Origin of the sequence: Gemmiger qucibialis, assembly GCF_027689445.1 — a bacterium.
Taxonomy (GTDB): domain Bacteria; phylum Bacillota; class Clostridia; order Oscillospirales; family Ruminococcaceae; genus Gemmiger; species Gemmiger qucibialis.
In genome coordinates this window covers 150,616-168,261 of the sequence record NZ_JAQFEN010000003.1, presented here as the reverse complement: position 1 = coordinate 168,261, position 17,646 = coordinate 150,616, and the positions used below count along the sequence as shown (strand labels likewise).

Genomic DNA, 17,646 nt, shown 5'->3' with positions numbered 1-17,646 from the left:
GCAACGCAGATGCCGTGCCGCAGCCGCCGGAGCGGTGCTTAAGCCGTAAGGCAGGAATTGTGCGGTGTTGCCTTAAGGCTGCTGCACAGGGTTTTGTGCAGCAGCCTTTTTATGTGGGATGATTTTGAATGCGCTCCGCGACATCTTCCCCCGGAGCGGGTGGAAGTCTTTCCTCAAAGGGAGAGCCAAGAGCACTGCCGAAAGTCTCCTCATGATGCCTAACTTTAGCAATGTTAAACCTTGGCTACCCCTTCGGGGGAGCTGGTGCTGCCCCTCATCCGGCGCTACGCGCCACCTTCCCCCGGTGGGTGAAGGCTTAAGCGGGGCGGTACAGTTCCCGGCTAACCCGTAAAGTTTCCGGGCGTGTCCGCTCTCCCCTTGGGGGAGCTGGCGCGGGAGCGCCTGAGAGGGCGAGGCAAAACCCTGACGGCTTTGCCTGAGAGGGTAAAAAAAGTGGGTCAGAAGCGCCCACAGGCGTTTCTGACCCACAAATAGAACGATATTTTTGTTTTACAGCTGGCAGGCGGTATCGTAGCCAGTGCGGATGGCGTTGGAGATATCCGCAGCCTTGCCGGCGGCATCGCCAATGGAATACACCGGGATGCTGGCAGCTTCCAGCGCAGCAGCGTCAAATTCGTTGGAGCGTGCGCCCATAGCCAGCACGATGTAATCGCAGGGGATGGTCACCTCTGCGCCGTCCTTGTTCTCGCAGACGACGGCGTCCATGCGGAACTCCTTGACCTTGTGGCTGGGGTACTGCTCCACGCCGTAGGTCTTATAGTTTTCCAGCAGGGTGGGCAGAATGGTGGAGCTCTCGCCTGCGGCGATCTTGTCCATCATCTCGATAACGGACACCTTGCAGCCGCGGGCAGCCAGGTACTCTGCGGTCTCGCAGCCCACCATGCCGCCGCCGATGACGGCAACCGTGCCGTACACCTGCTGCTCACCAGCCAGAACCTTCCATGCATCTGCCACGTTCACGCTGTCGATGCCGGGGATGCGGGGTGCGGCGCTGTGTGCGCCCACAGCGTTGATAACGGCCTCGAAACCGGCATCCTTCAGCTGCTCTGCGGTGCGGGTCTGACCCATGCACAGGTGCACACCGGCGTTGCAGACCGCGTGGATCAGGTCCTGTGCGGCGCGGCGCATCTCCTCCTTGCGGGGAGGTACGCAGGCAATGTTCAGCTGGCCGCCCAGAGTGGTGGTCTTTTCAAACAGGGTCACGTCATGGCCGCGCAGCGCTGCCACACGGGCGGCTTCCAGACCGGCAGGGCCGCCGCCGAGGACGGCGATCTTCTTTTTCTGCGCTGCGGGCTGGATGCTGCGGGTGTTCTCGTAGCCGTTCTCCGCGTTCAGCACGCAGGAGAGGAACTGACGGTTCTGGATGGCATCGGTGCAGCCCTTGTTGCAGCTGATGCAGCGGCGGATATCGCAGGCCTTCCCGGCAGCGATCTTGGTGCCCCAGTCGGGGTCTGCCAGCAGCGGGCGACCCATGGCAACCATGTCGGCCATGCCGCTCTCGATGACACGCGCAGCCATTTCGGCATCCACGATACGACCCACGGCGCTGACCGGCACATTGACGGCCTTTTTGATGTCCCCGGCGATTTTGACGAAGAAGCCGTAGGGCTGTACGCCCATGGGAGGAATGGTGTCGGCCATGTTGCCGGTGTGGTTGGCCTGCGCAACGTGGAACATATCCACGCCGTCCTCTACCAGCCACTGGGCAAACTGCACGGCGTCGGCTTCGTCAATGCCGCCCTTGCCGCGCTGCGGGGTGACGATGGACAGCTTGTAGTCGATGACCATATCCGGCACAGCCTTGCGGATGGCGCGGGTCAGCATGCGGGCAAAGCGGACGCGGTTCTCCAGACTACCGCCGAACTTATCGGTGCGGTGGTTCATGCGGGTGGAGCACAGGCAGCCGTTCAGGCGGTCGCCGTGGATCTGGATGACGTCCACACCGGCCTTCTGTGCACGCACTGCGCAGGCGCACATCTTATCGATGATGGCCATCAGCATCTCCTCGCTGACCTCATCGGTGAAGAACATCATGTCGTGATGCAGGCGCTGACGCATCTCATCAAACTTTTTCTGCATAAACAGACTGTTGATGGCGTCTACGTCGTACTCCGGGTGGAAGAGCTGGACGCCCAGCTTGGTGCCGTAGGCGTGTACGCTGTCGGCCAGTGCCTTGAAGGCAGGGATCTGGCTGTCGTCAAACAGCTTGGGGGTGGGAGAAAAGCTGTTGATGGGTGCCACATCGCCCAGAACGATGTAACCCACACCGCCCTTTGCCAGACGGGTGTAGAAGCCCATGTCCTGCTCGCTGATCATGCCGTTTTTCTCGTAGCCGGTGGTCAGCGGGGGGAACATGATGCGGTTTTTAAAGGTCTGTCCGCCCACCTCGATGGGCTGCAGAATCACGTTTTGCATACGAAAGCCTCCTTGCAGATACGCTTTGCTTTACAGATTTGCTTTGATGAATGCTGCGGTCTTTTCCTCCACGGCGGCACGGGCTGCCAGCGTGGCAAAGTTGTGGCCGCCGCCTGCAATGGTGTCCACATCGGGTGCGGTGTACACCTGTGCGTAACGGTTGCAGGTGCCCTCGTCCACCAGACGGTCATCGTCGGCGCGCAGCAGCAGCACCGGGCCGTTGTAGCCCTTGGCCTCGGTAAAGGGGTCGGGGTGCTTTGCCATCTCGTAGTTAAAGGCCATCTTGTAGCACAGACCCTCCATGTCGGTGTAGTCCTTGCCGGTCTGCATAATGCCGTCGGCGCGCTGGGCGCAGCCGAACCACATCCCGGCGCCCGGGCACAGCAAAATCAGGCCGTGGGGCTGGATGACCGGTGCGCAGGAGGCGGCAATGTAGCCGCCCATGCTCTGGCCGGAGAGGAACAGCTTTTCGCTGTCCACATAGGGCTGTTCAGCGGCCCATGCAAAGATATCCTGTGCATCGGTGTGCAAGCCGTCAAAGCTCATATCCTCGAACTCGCCGTCGCTCTCGCCGTTGCCGTAGAAATCGAACCGGGCGCTGCCGATGCCCTGCGCTGCCAGAGCGCGGGACAGATGGGTGTACATGGACTTGTAGCCGCTGCAGCTGCCGGCAAAGCCGTGCAGATGCACCACAAAGGGTACCTTGCCCTCGGTGTCGGGCAGAGTCACGATGCCGCGCAGGGTGTGGCCATTGCGGTTTTTAAACTGAACCTGTAAGATCTTCATGGTTTACTTGCTCTCCTTTGCGGCGCGGCGAGCCTTCAGCTCGGTCAGCATCTCAGCAGTCTTCTGCTTGGTCAGGGGGTAGACGAAGAACAGGATGGCAACTGCAATGCCGTAGCCCAGGAAGTAGATGCCGGTGTAGCTCTTCCAGATGGCGTTCACAACGCCTGCGGTCTGCACAGCGCCTGCGGTAACGTTGTAGCCGATGGCACCCAGCACAAAGCTGGACAGGCTGCCGGAAATGGCGCTTGCAAGCTTGCGGAAGAAGGAGTAGGTGGAGTAAACGATGCCCTCGTTGCGCTCGCCGGTCTGCAGCTCGTGGTAGTCGATGGCGTCGTTGACCATAGCCCAGATCAGCACCTGCATGCCGGAAGCGCCCAGATAGCAGATACCGTTGATGACGATGAAGGCCACAGGGTTGTGGACGGGGAAGAAGAACAGGATGCCGAACACGATGGCGGCAAAGCCAGCGCCCATGCAGCACCACTCCTTCTTGCCGAACTTGTTGGCCAGAGGCTGGGTGATGGCAAAGGACAGCACAGCGTACAGCACGCTCAGCATACCGGAGACAGCCTGAATTTTAACGTTGCCGAAGAAGTCCTTATACAGGTAGGTGTTCAGACCGTTGACCACGGAAGCACCGATCATGCCGGTCAGGCTGAAGAACATAACGCCCAGCAGAGCCTTATTGTGAGAGATCTCCTTGAGCACATGCAGGTAGTTCAGCTTTTCGCCCTGCGGACGCTCGGGCACTTCCACGCGCTCCTTGCACCATACGCAGGTGATCTGCAGGCACAGCAGACCCAGCATAGCGCAGATGCAGGCCAGCATCAGGAAGCGGCCAGCCACGGGCTGGTTGTCCACATACAGGAACAGGGGGCCGACCATGACCATAACGGTCATGAAGATGGTGCCGCCAAGGCTGCGGTAGCGGGACAGTGCGGTGCGCTGGCTGACATCATCGGTCATCACGCTGGACAGAGTACCGAAGGGCACGTTGACGCAGGTGTACAGCGCCTCGTACAGAACGTAGGTGACGAACATGTAGGCCAGACGCAGGCCGTAGTTGATATTGCCTACATTGACAAAGCCAAGTATGCACAGCACTGCCATGGGGAAGGAGAAGGCGCGGATCCACGGGATGAACTTGCCGCCCTTGGTGGCCTTGCGGGAGTCCACCAAGGCACCGATGATGGGGTCATTCACGGCGTCCCAGATCTTGGTGATCAGCAGCAGGATACCCACGTGGAAGGGGTTGACCTGCAGGATCAGGGTGTAGAAGATCGACAGATACATGGCGCGGTACTGCTCGGTGAAGCAGCAGCCCAGATCGCCCAGCGTATAGCCGATCTTGTCCTTCATGGAGAAGGGTCGGATGGTCTTTTTCTGGTCCATTGTGTTTTATCCTCCTTAAAAACAGTGAAACCACGAGACTTTTCGCACAAGTCTCTTTTCTACGGTTACATTATACGTTAATTTTTCATCAATACATATCCCAAAAATGATTGAAAACTATCGCCAATTGATGTATTATGCAATTATAACAGTTGTATTTTTCTGTTGTGTACAACAATTTGTTATATATGACAGTTTCATGGAGGACTTTTTGGTGAATTATACAGCCAAGTGTTATCTTTTTGAGCAGAGCGCCGTCCGGGAATTTTATTCCGGCGCGTATTATGATTTGTTTCTGGTCATGCGGGGCAGCGGTGTGTTCCGGTGCAGCGAGGTGGTGCTGCCCGCACAGCAGCAGAATCTCATCATCTTCAAGCCCGGTCAGGGCGGCAGACTGGAATACGCCGGTGCTTACGGCCCGCTGGAACTTATTCGGGTGCAGCTGTCCCCCCAGACGCTGGCGCAGCTTTCGGACGCAGATACCGACCTTGAAAAAAGCTTCAACGTGGTGCCCTCCCGGCAGGTGGCTGTGCGCCCGGACAGCCAGATCTATATGCTGCTGAAAAACCTTGCCCGGAAGCTGCTGATGCTCCCGCAGGAGCGCACCCAGTTCGGTGCAGCGGTGTTCGAGCACGGTATTTTGCAAATGTTTGTGGTGCTGGCGCTGCGTGCCTGCATCCATGCGGAGTTCCACACCGCATCGGTCAGCCGCCACTACCTGATGCTGGACGAGGTGTTTTTGTTTATTCAGGCGCACCTTACCGAGGAACTGACGCTGGAGCGGCTGGAAAAGGAGTTTTTCGTCTCCCGGGAACATATTGCCCGGGAATTCAAACGCCAGACCGGGCAGACGGTGTACCGCTATATCGTAAAGGCGCGGTTAGACCGCTGCTGCACCCTCATCGAGCAGGGGCTGCCCATCACCGAGGTGTACAAGACCAGCGGCTTTGGCGGTTACAACCACTTTTTCCGCGCCTTTAAAAAGGAGTACGGCATGACCCCCAAGGAGTACTTCCACACCACCCGGCAGGACGCCCGGGGATGAATCCGGCAAAAGCAGCGCCGTCTGCGCCTGTGAAAAAAGCCGCCCGGGAAGATCCGCAGATCCTCCCGGGCGGCTTGCTTATCCTATTTTTTTCTTTTACTTGCGGTGGGTGAGGCAGTTCAGCGCCATCACAACCAGCATGAGAAAGCCGATGACCAGCAGGATACCGGTCATGCCGATGAGCATACGGTGAAAGAAGTCCGGCCCCGGTATAGCTGCTTTTATAAGATCCGGCATTCGGGTGACTGCGATGGGCAGTCCGGCTACGGTGTTTCCAAGCTGGATTCCATTGTAGAAGAAGTTGTCCGGCAGATCTTCGCACAGTTCCGCGAGGTTTCCCGGAAAAAGCTGCTGGAATCGGTCAAGACTAACGATGCCGCCCGCATCCAGAAGAAGGTCAAGAAAATCCAGAAAGATTTGGAAGCCAAGCAGAAAGAACGGGACGACCTGAAAGCCGAAACCATCCTCGTCATCCGGGGCGTAAGTGCCTTGGACAAAGAACTGCTGGGCACACTGGTGGCCGAAGCAAAAGATGCACTGGAAACCCTGGAAAAGCAGCTCGTGCAGGCACAGGAAGAATACGAAGAAGCCATCAAAACGGCAAAGCGCAGTAACTACATCTGCAATGAACTTCTTACATGGGCGGATGTGTACGACACTGCCAATCACGATGAACGCCGCGCCATTTTGCAGCAGTTCATTAAGGAGATTCGCGTCCGAAAAGACTATGAGATCTCGATTACGCTGAACGCCAGCTTCAACCAAGTGGAGCAGCTCAAGGCTGTATCAACCTACGATGGCGCGGAAATTTTTGAAGAAATTTCCGAGAAGGGGGCATAAAAGCGATGCGATTGCCCGCAGAACTCTGCAAAATGCAAAGAAAGAAGCGTGAAGCCGATGGATTTTCAAAAAATATATTGATGACCCCGCCCGGTTCGCATCCGACTTCAGGGTTCGGAGCCCGGCACGGTCTGCCAAAGTTTTTTAGGCATAAAAAACGCCGCATCGTACAAAACGATGCGGCAAATTGGTGGACTCGAAGGGGATCGAACCCTCGACCTCTCGGATGCGAACCGAACGCTCTCCCAGCTGAGCTACGAGCCCATGTTGTTGACTTAACTACTATACCGCAGCAGGGGAAAATTGTCAAGCTGGTTTTGAAAAAAGTACGCAGATGTTGTTCAGCCTGAAAAAGCGGCAGGAGAACGCCGGGAAAACGTGATCCCGGAAGTAGGCAAAGGCCTTTATCATGCTTACCCGGTCAAGAATATTGTGCCGGATGCAAAGCAGAGGTATGAAAACATGCTGCGGCATTTGCGGGCATAAAACAATTTAGGGCAACACCGCACAATTCCCGCCTTGCGGCTTAAGCACCGCTCCGGCGGCTGCGGCACGGCATCTGCGTTGCCAAAATGCTCGATAATGTCGGGTTGCGGTACCCGCATCGTGCTTCGGGGGCAAAAGCCCCTCGCACTCTGCGACCGCTGCCTCTGCTTCGGTTCGCTGTTTCCGCCACTGGCGGCGCTCACCTTTGCAGCATCCAGTATTATCTGCGCTTTTGGCTTAGCATCTGCCGCACCTCGCTCGCCGTATCGGCACTTAGAATTGTGCGGTGTTGCCTTAGAAAACAGAATACCCACGATCCCCAACGTCGCCGGCCATCTGTGCGGCGTTCCTTTTACAACAAGAGCACAACAATAAAACAACGGCAATTCCTGGCTTGCGGTCTGAAAAAATCGGCATATATCGACAGACGAATAATATTTGCTTCTAATAATAACGCGTATATGATAAAATAAAATATATGGTTCTAAAATTGCACTAACCGTACAAAACCGTATACCCCAAAAGCCTTGACTTTTTGCTGTGCGGCTGTATATAGTAACCTTAATACAATATTAACCATGCGGCGGGCAAGGCTTGCAGCCTGGACCTGCCAAAAGCAGAGGGGTAACAGCCTGGGTAGCAGGCGCAATATAATGAGAGAGCAATTATAAAAGGTTACACATGGTAACAGTCTGCTTATGCTGCGGCGGGGTGGATTAGCGTACCGGCAGGGAAAAGGAGGCCCTAAAACCGTGGAGGATCATTGTGGAAAAGCAGGCAGAAGCAAGGTAAACAGACTGCTGGCAAAGCAAACCCGATTATTCAGTTACATTGAAGGATTACAGGCGGAAACGCGTGTGTATTATACCCTGTGGCAATGTGGCCCGGAGCTGCGTATTTTGGTGAGCGGGGAGGCGGGCCCCGCTGTGCGTTGTACCTTCCCCGCAGATATGGAGTGCCGCGCCCGGAACCTGTTGCAATACTTATACGAAAACACCGTAATGCCCAGCCAGGCCGCAGATGTGCTGGCTGATTGCTGCACAGTGGGGCAGGTTGAAGTGCTGAACGCAGGCTGCTGAGTACCTGAACCAAATGCGCAGCAAAAAGCTGCGAAAGAATGTTAAAATGCAGGGGGACCGTATGTGATGCCTTGCCCCGGTAGGAGAAACAAGAATGACGGAAGAAAAGCTGGTCGAACGTGTGACCGCACTGTTTGCAGACAGTGATGCAGCCCAGCGCAAGATGATCCGCCTGTATGCAGAAACCAATGATGCCATTGAGGCAAGCGCAATCATTGATTCCGGCGCAGAAGTATTGCATATGCTGCAAGGCGGCCTGCGGCCGGAAGTTCTGGTGCTGGATTCGGTTTTGAGTGATACCACAATTTTTCCACTGCTGCGCAGCATACGCCAACAGCAGATTGAGTACGAACCGCATATTATTGTAACCCTGATGCCCAGTGCAGCGCCCCAAATTGAAAAAATATTGACATTGGGGGCCGAGTGTACTATATTCAAACCATATAGTTTGCCCGAATTATTTGATACGGTGTATCAAACAGCAGCAAGCGGCCCGCGGCTGAACCGTTACCTGGTGCATGAGAGCGTTACGGCTCAGCTGCGCACCCTTGGTTGCTACAAAAACCTGGCCTATGGTATCAATTACCTGCAGGAAGCCGTGTATATTGCGGTCTGCGACCGCCAGGCGTGTTCCCTAGGGGAGTTGTGCACCAAAGCAGGGGAGCCGTTTGGCGTAAATGGCCCGGCGGTGCGCTCGGCCCTGGAACGCCTGAATGCGCGGCTGTACAAAAGCAATACGCCGGCTTACCAGATGCTGTGCGAGCGCAACGGCAAGACCCCGCAGGATCGCCTGACGGTAAGTGAACTGCTGGAAGCGGTGATCGCACGCACGCACCATGACCTGCGCTGCTGACAGCAGCAGATAAACGGGCATATCCAGCGCTATAAAAGGAGAAACTTCCTATGCCGGAACATACACTGCCCGATGCCCTGCACCCGCAGCAGGAAGATGCAGCGGATGAACTGCAGCTGCGCGGGGGGCTGAAAGGCCGCTTTTTTGCGGATTTCTGCCTGCTGCAAAGCACTGTGGATGCCTTGCAGAATTATCTTGTGCACGCTGCCACCCCTGATGTACAGGATATGGCAGCACCGCTGCTGGAAGAGATGAAACAGCGCATTTTCCGCCTGGAACGTTTGGCGGATAATGCGGCGGATCTTGTGGCGCAAAGCCAGCCGCCCCGGCAGCTGAACTGGACTGTGCAGGAAATGACGGTGTACCTGGCTCAGCTGTGTGATGCCGCCAACCATGAGCTGGAAGAATGCGCCGTTACCGGCCGGGTGCACTTGCAGCCCATGCCGCAGAACCAGCCGGTTTGGGCGCAGATTGATTTGGCCATCGTCCAAACGATGTTTGCCAACCTGTTTTCCAATTCTCTGCGGGCAAACCCGGCGGCAAAAATTACGATAAGTTGCACCGGACGCACGCTGGAATACCATGACGGCAGGATCTGGCCGGAGGCCGCCTGCGCCCAGTTGGCTGGTGTTCAGACACCGGAAGCCCTTGCCAACGGGTGCACCGGTTTGCTGTTGGTATACCGCTGCGCCCAAAATTTGGGCTGGCGGCTGGAAACCGCAGCAAACCAGGAAACCGTGCTGCGCATGACGTTGCCGCCGGAACCGCTGGCAGCGTTCGGCACCCATAATGTGCTGCGCACACCTCGCCCCGAAAGCGGCGCAGCCCGCCTGCGGGAAGAATTCCGTGCGACCCTACCGCCCAAAAAGATTTGATGCGGCTGCCAAAGCTGATAAAAGACACCATCCTGCAGTCGAAAAGCAAAGCCGGAAATCATAAGGCAATACCGCACAATTCTAAGTGCCGATACGGCGAGCGAGGCACGGCAGCTGCTAAGCCAAAAGCGCAGATAATACTTTGTGTATTATCGAGCATTTTGGCAACGCAGATGCCGTGCCGTAGCCGCCGGAGCGGTGCTTAAGCCGTCAGGCGGGAATTGTGCGGTGTTGCCATAAGCAATAAATATAATTTGTACAGCGGCGCACCCGGTGCGCCGCTGTTTTTCTGTGCGGCAAGCGGAAAACAAGCGGAAAACAAGCGGAAAACAAAATGTAATTATGTCAATTTTCCTTTTTTCAAACAACGGCTTTACTTTGAGCGCAAACTATTGTAAAATACAAGGGAAAAGATAATATGGGTGCAGTTTGGGAAAACCCGGCAGCGGCGGCTGTGCCCGGAAAATACAGGTGGTGTTTGAATATGGCAGTTCAATATAAACGTATTCTTTTGAAAGTCTCCGGCGAAGCACTTTCCGGCGAAAAAGGCACCGGTTTTGATGAAGCTACCATTGCTTCTATCTGCGCGGGCATCAAGGCAGCGTATGACCTTGGCGCACAGATCGGCATCGTGGTTGGCGGCGGCAATTTCTGGCGCGGCCGTTCCTCCGGCAAAATGGATCGCATGGATGCAGACAAGATCGGTATGCTGGCAACCGTGATGAACGCCATTGCCGTCAAGGATGCTCTGCGCCAGCAGGGTGTGCCCGCTGTTGTTATGACCAGCTCCGCCATGCCGCAGGTGGCCGATACCTTCCGCAGCGATAAGGCAATCGCTGAGCTGGAAGCAGGCAAGATCGTCGTGTTCGGCGGCGGCACCGGCAACCCCATCTTCTCTACTGATACCGCATCCGCCCTGCGCGCCCTGGAAATCGGTGCAGACGCCATGTTCAAGGCAACTATGGTGGACGGCGTGTATGATAAGGATCCCCACAAGTACCCCGATGCCGTCAAGTACGATACCCTGACCTTTACCCGTGTGTTGGACGAGCGCTTGGCTGTTATGGACTCCACCGCCGCAACCCTCTGCCGTGACAACGGTCTGCCCATTGTGGTGTTTGACCTGAACGAGCCCGCCAACATTGCCCGTGCCCTGCAGGGCGAAAACGTGGGCACCATTGTGCGCGAGTAACCGCAAAGTATTTTAACCCCTAATTTATATATCGAAAAAGGAGAAAACCCTCATGAGCAGCACGACCAAAATTTACGAAGAAAAAATGAACAACTGCGTTGCCCATCTCGACCGCGAGCTGACCTCCATCCGTGCAGGCCGCGCAAACCCTGGCATCCTGGATAAAGTAATGGTGGATTATTACGGCAGCCCGACGCCGGTCCAGCAGGTTGCATCCGTGGCTGTTTCCGAAGCCCGCATCCTGACCATCACCCCTTGGGATGGTACCCTGATCAAGGCAATCTCCAAGGCAATCCAGACCAGCGATATCGGCATCAACCCCATTGATGACGGCCACACCATCCGCCTGGTGTTCCCGGCCCCCACTGAGGAACGTCGCAAGCAGCTGACCAAGGATGTGCAGAAGCAGGGCGAAGAAGCCAAGATCGCTGTGCGCAATGTCCGCCGCGATGCCATGGATAAGTTCAAAGCCCAGAAAAAGGCTGGCGAGCTGACCGAGGACGACCAGAAGAACCTGGAAGAAGAGGTTCAGAAGCTGACCGATAAGTTCATTAAGGAAATTGACGCAACCTGCGCCCGTAAAAATCAGGAGATCATGGAGGTCTGATTGCGGCAGACGGGCGTAAGCCTGCCTGGGCGCAGTCCCTCTTTATGGTGTATCTGAAAACAAAGAAAAGGACGGATGTTTCGCAAATACAAGCAGGATTTAAGGCTTTTTAACGCAAAATCCCGCTGCGCTTGTAGAAATAGACTGAATTTTCGACTTTTCAGATACACCCCAGCTGTGTGCCGCGCCTGAACGCCATGCGCGGCACGCAGTTTATTCCGGCAGAAGTGCAAGAAACGCCGTTCCACCGCATACCATGGCAGGGGATAGGCTTAAGGCAACACCGCACAATTCCCGCCTTGCGGCTTAAGCACCGCTCCGGCAGCTGCGGCACGGCATCTGCGTTGCCAAAATGCTCGATAATGTCGGGTTGCGGTACCCGCATCGTGCTTCGGGGGCAAAAGCCCCTCGCACTCTGCGACCGCTGCCCCTGCTTCGGTTCGCTGTTTCCGCCACTGGCGGCGCTCACCTTTGCAGCATCCAGTATTATCTGCGCTTTTGGCTTAGCATCTGCCGCACCTCGCTCGCCGTATCGGCACTTAGAATTATGCGGTATTGCCTTAACACACCGCAGCTGCTGTTGAAAGGAAACCATCTTTTATGAAAACTCGCATCATTACCGCCGTAGTCGGGCTGGCTGTTCTTGCCGTGGTTCTGGCTTTCTTTGACACGATCCTGTTTGACCTGGTGCTGGCGGCTATCTGCCTGCTTGGCATTCATGAAGTGTTTACCGCAATGGGCTTTGGCAAAAAGCAGTGGTACCTGTATGCGGCAGCGGTGCCGTTTACCATGCTGCTCATGCTCAGCTCCAGCGGCGCGGCGCGCGCAGCGCTGCTGGCTGTGGGCTTTTTGACGGTGCTGTTTTATAATGTGGTGCTCATCACCCATGATAAAACGCTGGATTTTGGCAAGCTGAGCGGCTTTATCTACTTCAGCGGTGTGATTCTGTTCTGCTTTTACTCTCTCATCCACCTCAAGCGCTGCCTGCCGATGAATATGTACGGCTATGATGCCATCTACTTCATCCTGCTGATCCTGTGCTTTGCCTGGGGCGGCGATACCTGCGCCTACTTTGCGGGCCGCGCGTTCGGCAAGCACAAGCTGGCTCCGGTGGTAAGCCCCAACAAAACGGTGGAAGGCGCCATCGGCGGCGTGATCGGTAGCGTGGTCATCGGGCTGCTGGCAACCATTATTTACAGCGCGCTTTCCGGCCGGTTCGCCAGCCTGACGGTGGCTGTCACCGCGCGGCACTATATCATCATTGCCGCCATGGGCGCCGTGGCGTCGGTGCTGGGCATTTTGGGCGATCTCTTCGCCTCTGCCGTCAAGCGTCAGGTGGGTATCAAAGATTACGGCACCATTTTCCCCGGCCACGGCGGTATTTTGGACCGGTTTGACAGCGTGATGTTTATCGCGCCGCTGGTGTCCATCGTGGTGCGTTACTTCTTTTATGTGTTCCAGTAAAGCGTAAACAGGGGGCTGCCGTATCAACAGGCCAGGTCCCGAAAACCAGAACAACAACCGGCACTGCACTTTTGGGGCAGTGCCTTTCCATAAGGGGATGTCAACATGCCAAAAACCATTACTCTGCTTGGCTCCACCGGTTCCATCGGTACCCAGAGCCTTGATGTTGCCCGGATGCACGGCTACCGCATCTTTGGCCTTGCAGCGAACTCCCGCGTGGAGATCCTGCAAAAGCAGATCGAAGAGTTCCACCCGGAATATGTGGCCGTGGTGGACCCTGCCGCCTGTGAGAAACTGGATGCTGCCCTTGCCGGTACCGCCAACGCACCCAAACTGCTGAAAGGCCCGGAGGGGCTGCGTACTCTGGCTGCCATGGATGGCCCCGATGTTGTATTGAACGCGGTAGTCGGTATTGCCGGTTTGCCGGCCTCTCTGGCTGCAATCGAAAGCGGACATGATCTGGCCCTCGCCAACAAGGAAAGCCTTGTGACCGGCGGCCACCTGGTAACGGACGCGGTAAAGAAATACGGCGTCAAGCTGCTGCCGGTGGACAGCGAGCATTCCGCCATCTTCCAGTGCCTGCAGGATCAGCATTCTGCCAAACGGCTGGAAAAGATTCTGCTCACCGCGTCAGGCGGACCTTTCTTTGGTATGACGACCGAGCAGCTGCGCGGCAAAACCAAGTCTGATGCCCTCAAGCACCCCAACTGGAATATGGGCGCTAAGATCACGATCGATTCCGCCACCCTGATGAACAAAGGTCTGGAGCTGATTGAGGCTGTCTGGCTGTTTGGCTTGCCGGAGGATAAGATTCAGATTGTTGTCCAGCGCGAAAGCATTGTGCACTCTGCTGTGCAGTTTGCCGACCATTCTGTTATCGCTCAGCTGGGCGTGCCGGATATGCGCATTCCGATCCAGTATGCCCTGACCTGGCCGGACCGTCTGCCCAGCCCGGTGCCGGAGCTGGATTTTGCTGCCCTCAAGCATCTGAGCTTTGATGTGGCGGATGATGAAACGTTCCGCTGCCTGGCAGCCGCCAAAAAGGCGATCCGCAAGGGCGGCCTTGGCCCCTGCGCCGCAAACGGTGCCAACGAGGAAGCTGTGCGCCTGTTCCTGCAGGATAAGATCGGCTTTTTGGATATTGGCCGCCTGGTGGAAGGCATGGTGGACAGCGACAGCTTTGGCGGGGATTATACCCTGCAGGATGTGTATGACTGCGACCGCATGGCGCGCGATTATGTAAAAGCCCATGTGTAACCCTTCTGTGCCGGGCATTTGGCGGCCCGGCTGTCAAAGTTCCCTGTAAGCGAGGTGCTTATGAATTTTCTGCTGACCGCGATTGTGGCAGTTTTGGTATTTGGCACGGTGGTGCTGGTGCATGAGGCCGGGCATTTTTTTGCCGCCCGGCACTGCGGCATCCATGTGGAGGAATTTTCCATCGGGTTCGGCCCGGCGCTGTGGAGCACCGTCAGGGGCGGCACCCGTTATTCCGTGCGTCTGCTGCCGCTGGGCGGTTACAATAACCTTGCCGGTGAAACCCCGGAAGAATCTGAGGACCCGGACGAGCAGGAGCGGGCAGAACCTGCGAAAAAGCAGGATGCTGCCGCTGCTTCTGTGCATACCTATGATCCGCATGCTCCCTTGTTCCCCCTGACGGTGGATGGCAAAAGCTTTGTGGAAGCAGGCCCCTGGCAGCGCTTTTTTGTGATTGCCGCCGGTGCCCTGATGAATTTTGTGCTGGGCTTTATCCTGTTGCTGGTACTTGTGGCCAGCGGCAGCGCTGTGACCAGCAAGATCATTTATGACTTCCAGGGTGAAAACCCCAAAAGCCAGGCATCTGGCCTGCAGGTGAACGATGAGATCATGTCGGTCAACAGGCATTTCTGCTTTACGGCTGAAGATGTCATGTACGAACTGCAGCGTACCGAAAATGATACCGCAACCATCACGGTTCTGCGGGACGGCAAGCTGGTCACACTGCCCCAGGTGCAGTTTGATTCCACTACCAATGCGGACGGCACAACCTCCATGGTACTGGATTTTCGGGTGTATGGCATTGAAAAAACGCCGCGCAGCGTGGTGCATGGGGCGGCACGGTATTTCTGCTATTATGCGCGGGTCATCCTGCGCGGATTTCTGGACCTTTTCACCGGGCATGTGGGCGTCAATGAGCTTTCCGGTCCGGTCGGTGTAGTCAATGCGGTCAGCGAAGCCGTCAAATATGGCTGGCGGGATGTGCTCAGCCTGGCCGCTGTCATCACGGTAAATCTTGGCGTGTTTAACCTGCTGCCCATCCCCGGGCTGGACGGCTGCAAGCTGCTGTTCCTTGCCGCAGAAGGCATTACCCGGCGGGAACTGCCGTTGCGCTTCCAGACAGCCATCAACGCGGCAGGCATGATCCTGCTTTTAATGCTGATGGTGCTGACCACGATGCAGGATGTGGCAAAATATATTCTTTGATTTGGAACGAAAGCCGCAGCAACCCAGATAAAAGGGGAACAGTAGGCTTTGCGAAGTAACATACAGGAGGCGTTTTTCCATGCGTCAGCTAAAACGGACGGTCAAAATCGGCAACATTACCATTGGCGGCACCAACCCCATTGCAGTGCAGACCATGCTCAATGTGCCCGTTAAGGATATTGCGGGCAACGTGGAGCAGGCAAAACGCGTGGCAAAAGCGGGCTGCCAGATCGTGCGCGTCACGGTGCCCACCCCGGCAGATGCCGCGGTGGTATCGGCCATTAAGGAGGCGGTGGATATCCCCGTTGTGGCCGATATCCACTTTGACTATCGTGCCGCCCTTGCAGCCATCGATGCCGGTGCCGATAAGATTCGCATCAACCCCGGCAACATCGGTGATGATGACCGTGTAAAAGCGGTCGCGGATGCCTGCAACGCCAAAAACATCCCCATCCGCATTGGCGTGAACGGCGGCAGCTTGGAAAAGCATATCCTGGCCCGTTACGGTGCTTCTGTGCCGGAAGCCATGGTGGAAAGTGCCATGTACCATGTGCGCCTGCTGGAAAAGCATGACTTTAATAATATCGTCATCTCCATAAAATCCTCCAACGTGCCGCGCATGATGGCCGCTTACCGGCTGCTGGCCTCCCAGACAGATTACCCCCTGCATGTGGGTGTGACCGAAGCCGGCGGCAACCGCATGGGCTTGATCAAATCCGGCATGGGGATTGGCGGCCTGTTGCTGGAAGGCATCGGCGATACGCTGCGCGTCTCCCTGACCGGCGACCCGGAGGATGAAGTGTACGCCGGTTACGATATCCTGCGTGCGGTTGGCTACGCCGTGGCCGGGCCGGAGATCATCAGCTGCCCCACCTGCGGCCGCACCCAGTACCCCATGATCGAAATTGCCAACGAGGTGGAGCGCCGCCTGAAAGAAGAGGGCTTCAAAAAGCCGGTAAAAATCGCCATTATGGGCTGTATTGTCAATGGCCCCGGCGAAGCCAGCGATGCGGATATCGGCATTGCAGGCGGCAAGGACTGTGCTGTGCTGTTTGAGCATGGCGAGAAGATCCGCACCCTGAAAGGCGATATCGTCAGCCAGTTCATTGAGGAAATCCATAAACTGTAATGATCCGGAACACCCCCAAAAACGCAGAACCGACCGCTAAAGCCAAGCTCCCGCCGTTTGTGCGGGGGCTGCTTTGCATTGGCACGGTGCTGCTGGTGTGCTTTGTGGTCAGTATTGTGCTGGAAGTCTGGTACTGCAAAAGTGCTCCCAACGCCGCAATCAAGCTGGCCGCCTGCCTGGTGCTGGATGCCTTTGCCTTTTTGCTGCCCGGCGTGGTGGCCACCATCACCGCGATGTATGTCATCCGCAAAGATAAAAACAAGTTCCGAAAACAAGTCCGAAAACCGATGCCAAAGCGATGAAAATGTTGCGTGAAAGCGGCACGGCACCGCGTGGGAAAACTGCGCTGTTTACCCCATAGTGACCATAGGGGCGCATGTTGTGCGCCCGTCACCTTGCGGAGCCTGCTGTGGAGGAATCTGCGGCAAAGCCCACCATTGCGGGACGATGCAAGCATCGTCCCCTACAAATCATGTGCAACGTTCGCAGCACACGGCAAGGCAGAATTCCTCTGCGGTGGCGTTCACCCCTATCCTCTACAAGGGAAAATACGCTTTTCAACACGCTGAGAAAAAGTCTGATTTATATTTCCCGGTAAATAGAGCATTGCACTTCTATGTGATGCTAACAAAGCCTGCGAAAACAGGGGAGCTTAACGCCAGCTGCCGGGCTGCCTTTGAATCCAACATAATATTGTTATGGCAACACCGCACAATTCCCGCCTTGCGGCTTAAGCACCGCTCCGGCAGCTGCGGCACGGCATCTGCGTTGCCAAAATGCTCGATAATGTCGGGTTGCGGTACCCGCATCGTGCTTCGGGGGCAAAAGCCCCTCGCACTCTGCGACCGCTGCCCCTGCTTCGGTTCGCTGTTTCCGCCACTGGCGGCGCTCACCTTTGCAGCATCCAGTATTATCTGCGCTTTTGGCTTGGCATCTGCCACACCTCGTTCGCCGTATCGGCACTTAGAATTATGCGGTATTGCCTTATAATATTACTGTAAT

General features: G+C 56.3%; 16 protein-coding genes and 1 tRNA gene. 13 read left to right on the top strand and 4 right to left on the bottom strand.

Going from position 1 to position 17,646, the window contains the following annotated elements:
• Positions 1–510 precede the first annotated feature (510 nt).
• From bilR to PG062_RS07285, 3 genes are read right to left on the bottom strand one after another with little or no spacing between them, the layout of a single operon-like run.
• The gene (gene bilR, locus PG062_RS07295) at positions 511–2,436 is read right to left on the bottom strand and encodes a bilirubin reductase, long form (protein ID WP_270751775.1); all 1,926 of its coding nucleotides are present in this window, start codon (positions 2,434–2,436) and stop codon (positions 511–513) included.
• Positions 2,437–2,466: 30 nt separating this feature from the next.
• Positions 2,467–3,222, bottom strand: a complete 756-nt coding sequence (locus PG062_RS07290) for an alpha/beta hydrolase family protein (RefSeq protein ID WP_270751774.1) — start codon at positions 3,220–3,222, stop codon at positions 2,467–2,469.
• Positions 3,223–3,225: 3 nt separating this feature from the next.
• Entirely contained in the window at positions 3,226–4,614 is a 1,389-nt protein-coding gene (locus tag PG062_RS07285; protein ID WP_270751773.1) for an MFS transporter, read from the bottom strand.
• Between the two features lie 214 nt (positions 4,615–4,828).
• Here PG062_RS07285 and PG062_RS07280 point away from each other — a divergent pair, with 214 nt between their 5' ends.
• Positions 4,829–5,659 carry an AraC family transcriptional regulator gene (locus PG062_RS07280; RefSeq protein ID WP_270751772.1) on the top strand — a complete coding sequence of 277 codons (831 nt, stop codon included), beginning with the start codon at positions 4,829–4,831 and terminating at the stop codon, positions 5,657–5,659.
• 105 nt (positions 5,660–5,764) lie between these two features.
• The gene (locus tag PG062_RS07275) at positions 5,765–6,499 is read left to right on the top strand and encodes a hypothetical protein (RefSeq protein WP_270751771.1); all 735 of its coding nucleotides are present in this window, start codon (positions 5,765–5,767) and stop codon (positions 6,497–6,499) included.
• A gap of 188 nt (positions 6,500–6,687) precedes the next feature.
• Here the strand turns inward: PG062_RS07275 and PG062_RS07270 are convergent.
• A tRNA-Ala gene (locus PG062_RS07270) sits at positions 6,688–6,763 on the bottom strand.
• 1,079 nt (positions 6,764–7,842) lie between these two features.
• Between PG062_RS07270 and PG062_RS07265 the strand changes: the two genes are divergently transcribed.
• The 11 genes from PG062_RS07265 (at position 7,843) to PG062_RS07215 (ending at position 17,634) form a co-directional block, all read left to right on the top strand.
• Positions 7,843–8,064: a hypothetical protein gene (locus PG062_RS07265; RefSeq protein ID WP_270751770.1), complete on the top strand. Its 222-nt coding sequence runs from the start codon at positions 7,843–7,845 to the stop codon at positions 8,062–8,064.
• Positions 8,065–8,158: 94 nt separating this feature from the next.
• The gene (locus PG062_RS07260) at positions 8,159–8,917 is read left to right on the top strand and encodes a response regulator (protein ID WP_270751769.1); all 759 of its coding nucleotides are present in this window, start codon (positions 8,159–8,161) and stop codon (positions 8,915–8,917) included.
• A gap of 50 nt (positions 8,918–8,967) precedes the next feature.
• Positions 8,968–9,792, top strand: a complete 825-nt coding sequence (locus PG062_RS07255) for an ATP-binding protein (protein ID WP_270751768.1) — start codon at positions 8,968–8,970, stop codon at positions 9,790–9,792.
• Positions 9,793–10,276: 484 nt separating this feature from the next.
• Positions 10,277–10,984 (top strand): UMP kinase, encoded by a 708-nt coding sequence (gene pyrH, locus PG062_RS07250; RefSeq protein WP_270751767.1) that lies wholly within the window; start codon positions 10,277–10,279, stop codon positions 10,982–10,984.
• Between the two features lie 52 nt (positions 10,985–11,036).
• Positions 11,037–11,591 carry a ribosome recycling factor gene (gene frr, locus PG062_RS07245; protein ID WP_270751766.1) on the top strand — a complete coding sequence of 185 codons (555 nt, stop codon included), beginning with the start codon at positions 11,037–11,039 and terminating at the stop codon, positions 11,589–11,591.
• Positions 11,592–12,191: 600 nt separating this feature from the next.
• On the top strand, positions 12,192–13,055 hold the full coding sequence (locus PG062_RS07240; protein ID WP_270751765.1) for a phosphatidate cytidylyltransferase: 864 nt from the start codon (positions 12,192–12,194) through the stop codon (positions 13,053–13,055).
• A 105-nt stretch (positions 13,056–13,160) separates the two neighbouring features.
• Positions 13,161–14,312 (top strand): 1-deoxy-D-xylulose-5-phosphate reductoisomerase, encoded by a 1,152-nt coding sequence (gene dxr, locus PG062_RS07235; protein ID WP_114001167.1) that lies wholly within the window; start codon positions 13,161–13,163, stop codon positions 14,310–14,312.
• Between the two features lie 60 nt (positions 14,313–14,372).
• A complete protein-coding gene (locus PG062_RS07230) occupies positions 14,373–15,515 on the top strand; it encodes a M50 family metallopeptidase (RefSeq protein ID WP_270751764.1) in 1,143 nt (380 codons plus the stop codon).
• 79 nt (positions 15,516–15,594) lie between these two features.
• Positions 15,595–16,644, top strand: coding sequence for a flavodoxin-dependent (E)-4-hydroxy-3-methylbut-2-enyl-diphosphate synthase (ispG, locus tag PG062_RS07225; protein WP_270751763.1), 1,050 nt, complete (start codon positions 15,595–15,597; stop codon positions 16,642–16,644).
• The gene (locus tag PG062_RS07220; protein ID WP_270751762.1) at positions 16,644–16,946 is read left to right on the top strand and encodes a hypothetical protein; all 303 of its coding nucleotides are present in this window, start codon (positions 16,644–16,646) and stop codon (positions 16,944–16,946) included. The genes ispG and PG062_RS07220 overlap by 1 nt, the downstream gene beginning before the upstream one ends.
• Before the next feature lie 145 nt (positions 16,947–17,091).
• The gene (locus tag PG062_RS07215) at positions 17,092–17,634 is read left to right on the top strand and encodes a hypothetical protein (RefSeq protein WP_270751761.1); all 543 of its coding nucleotides are present in this window, start codon (positions 17,092–17,094) and stop codon (positions 17,632–17,634) included.
• Positions 17,635–17,646 lie beyond the last annotated feature (12 nt).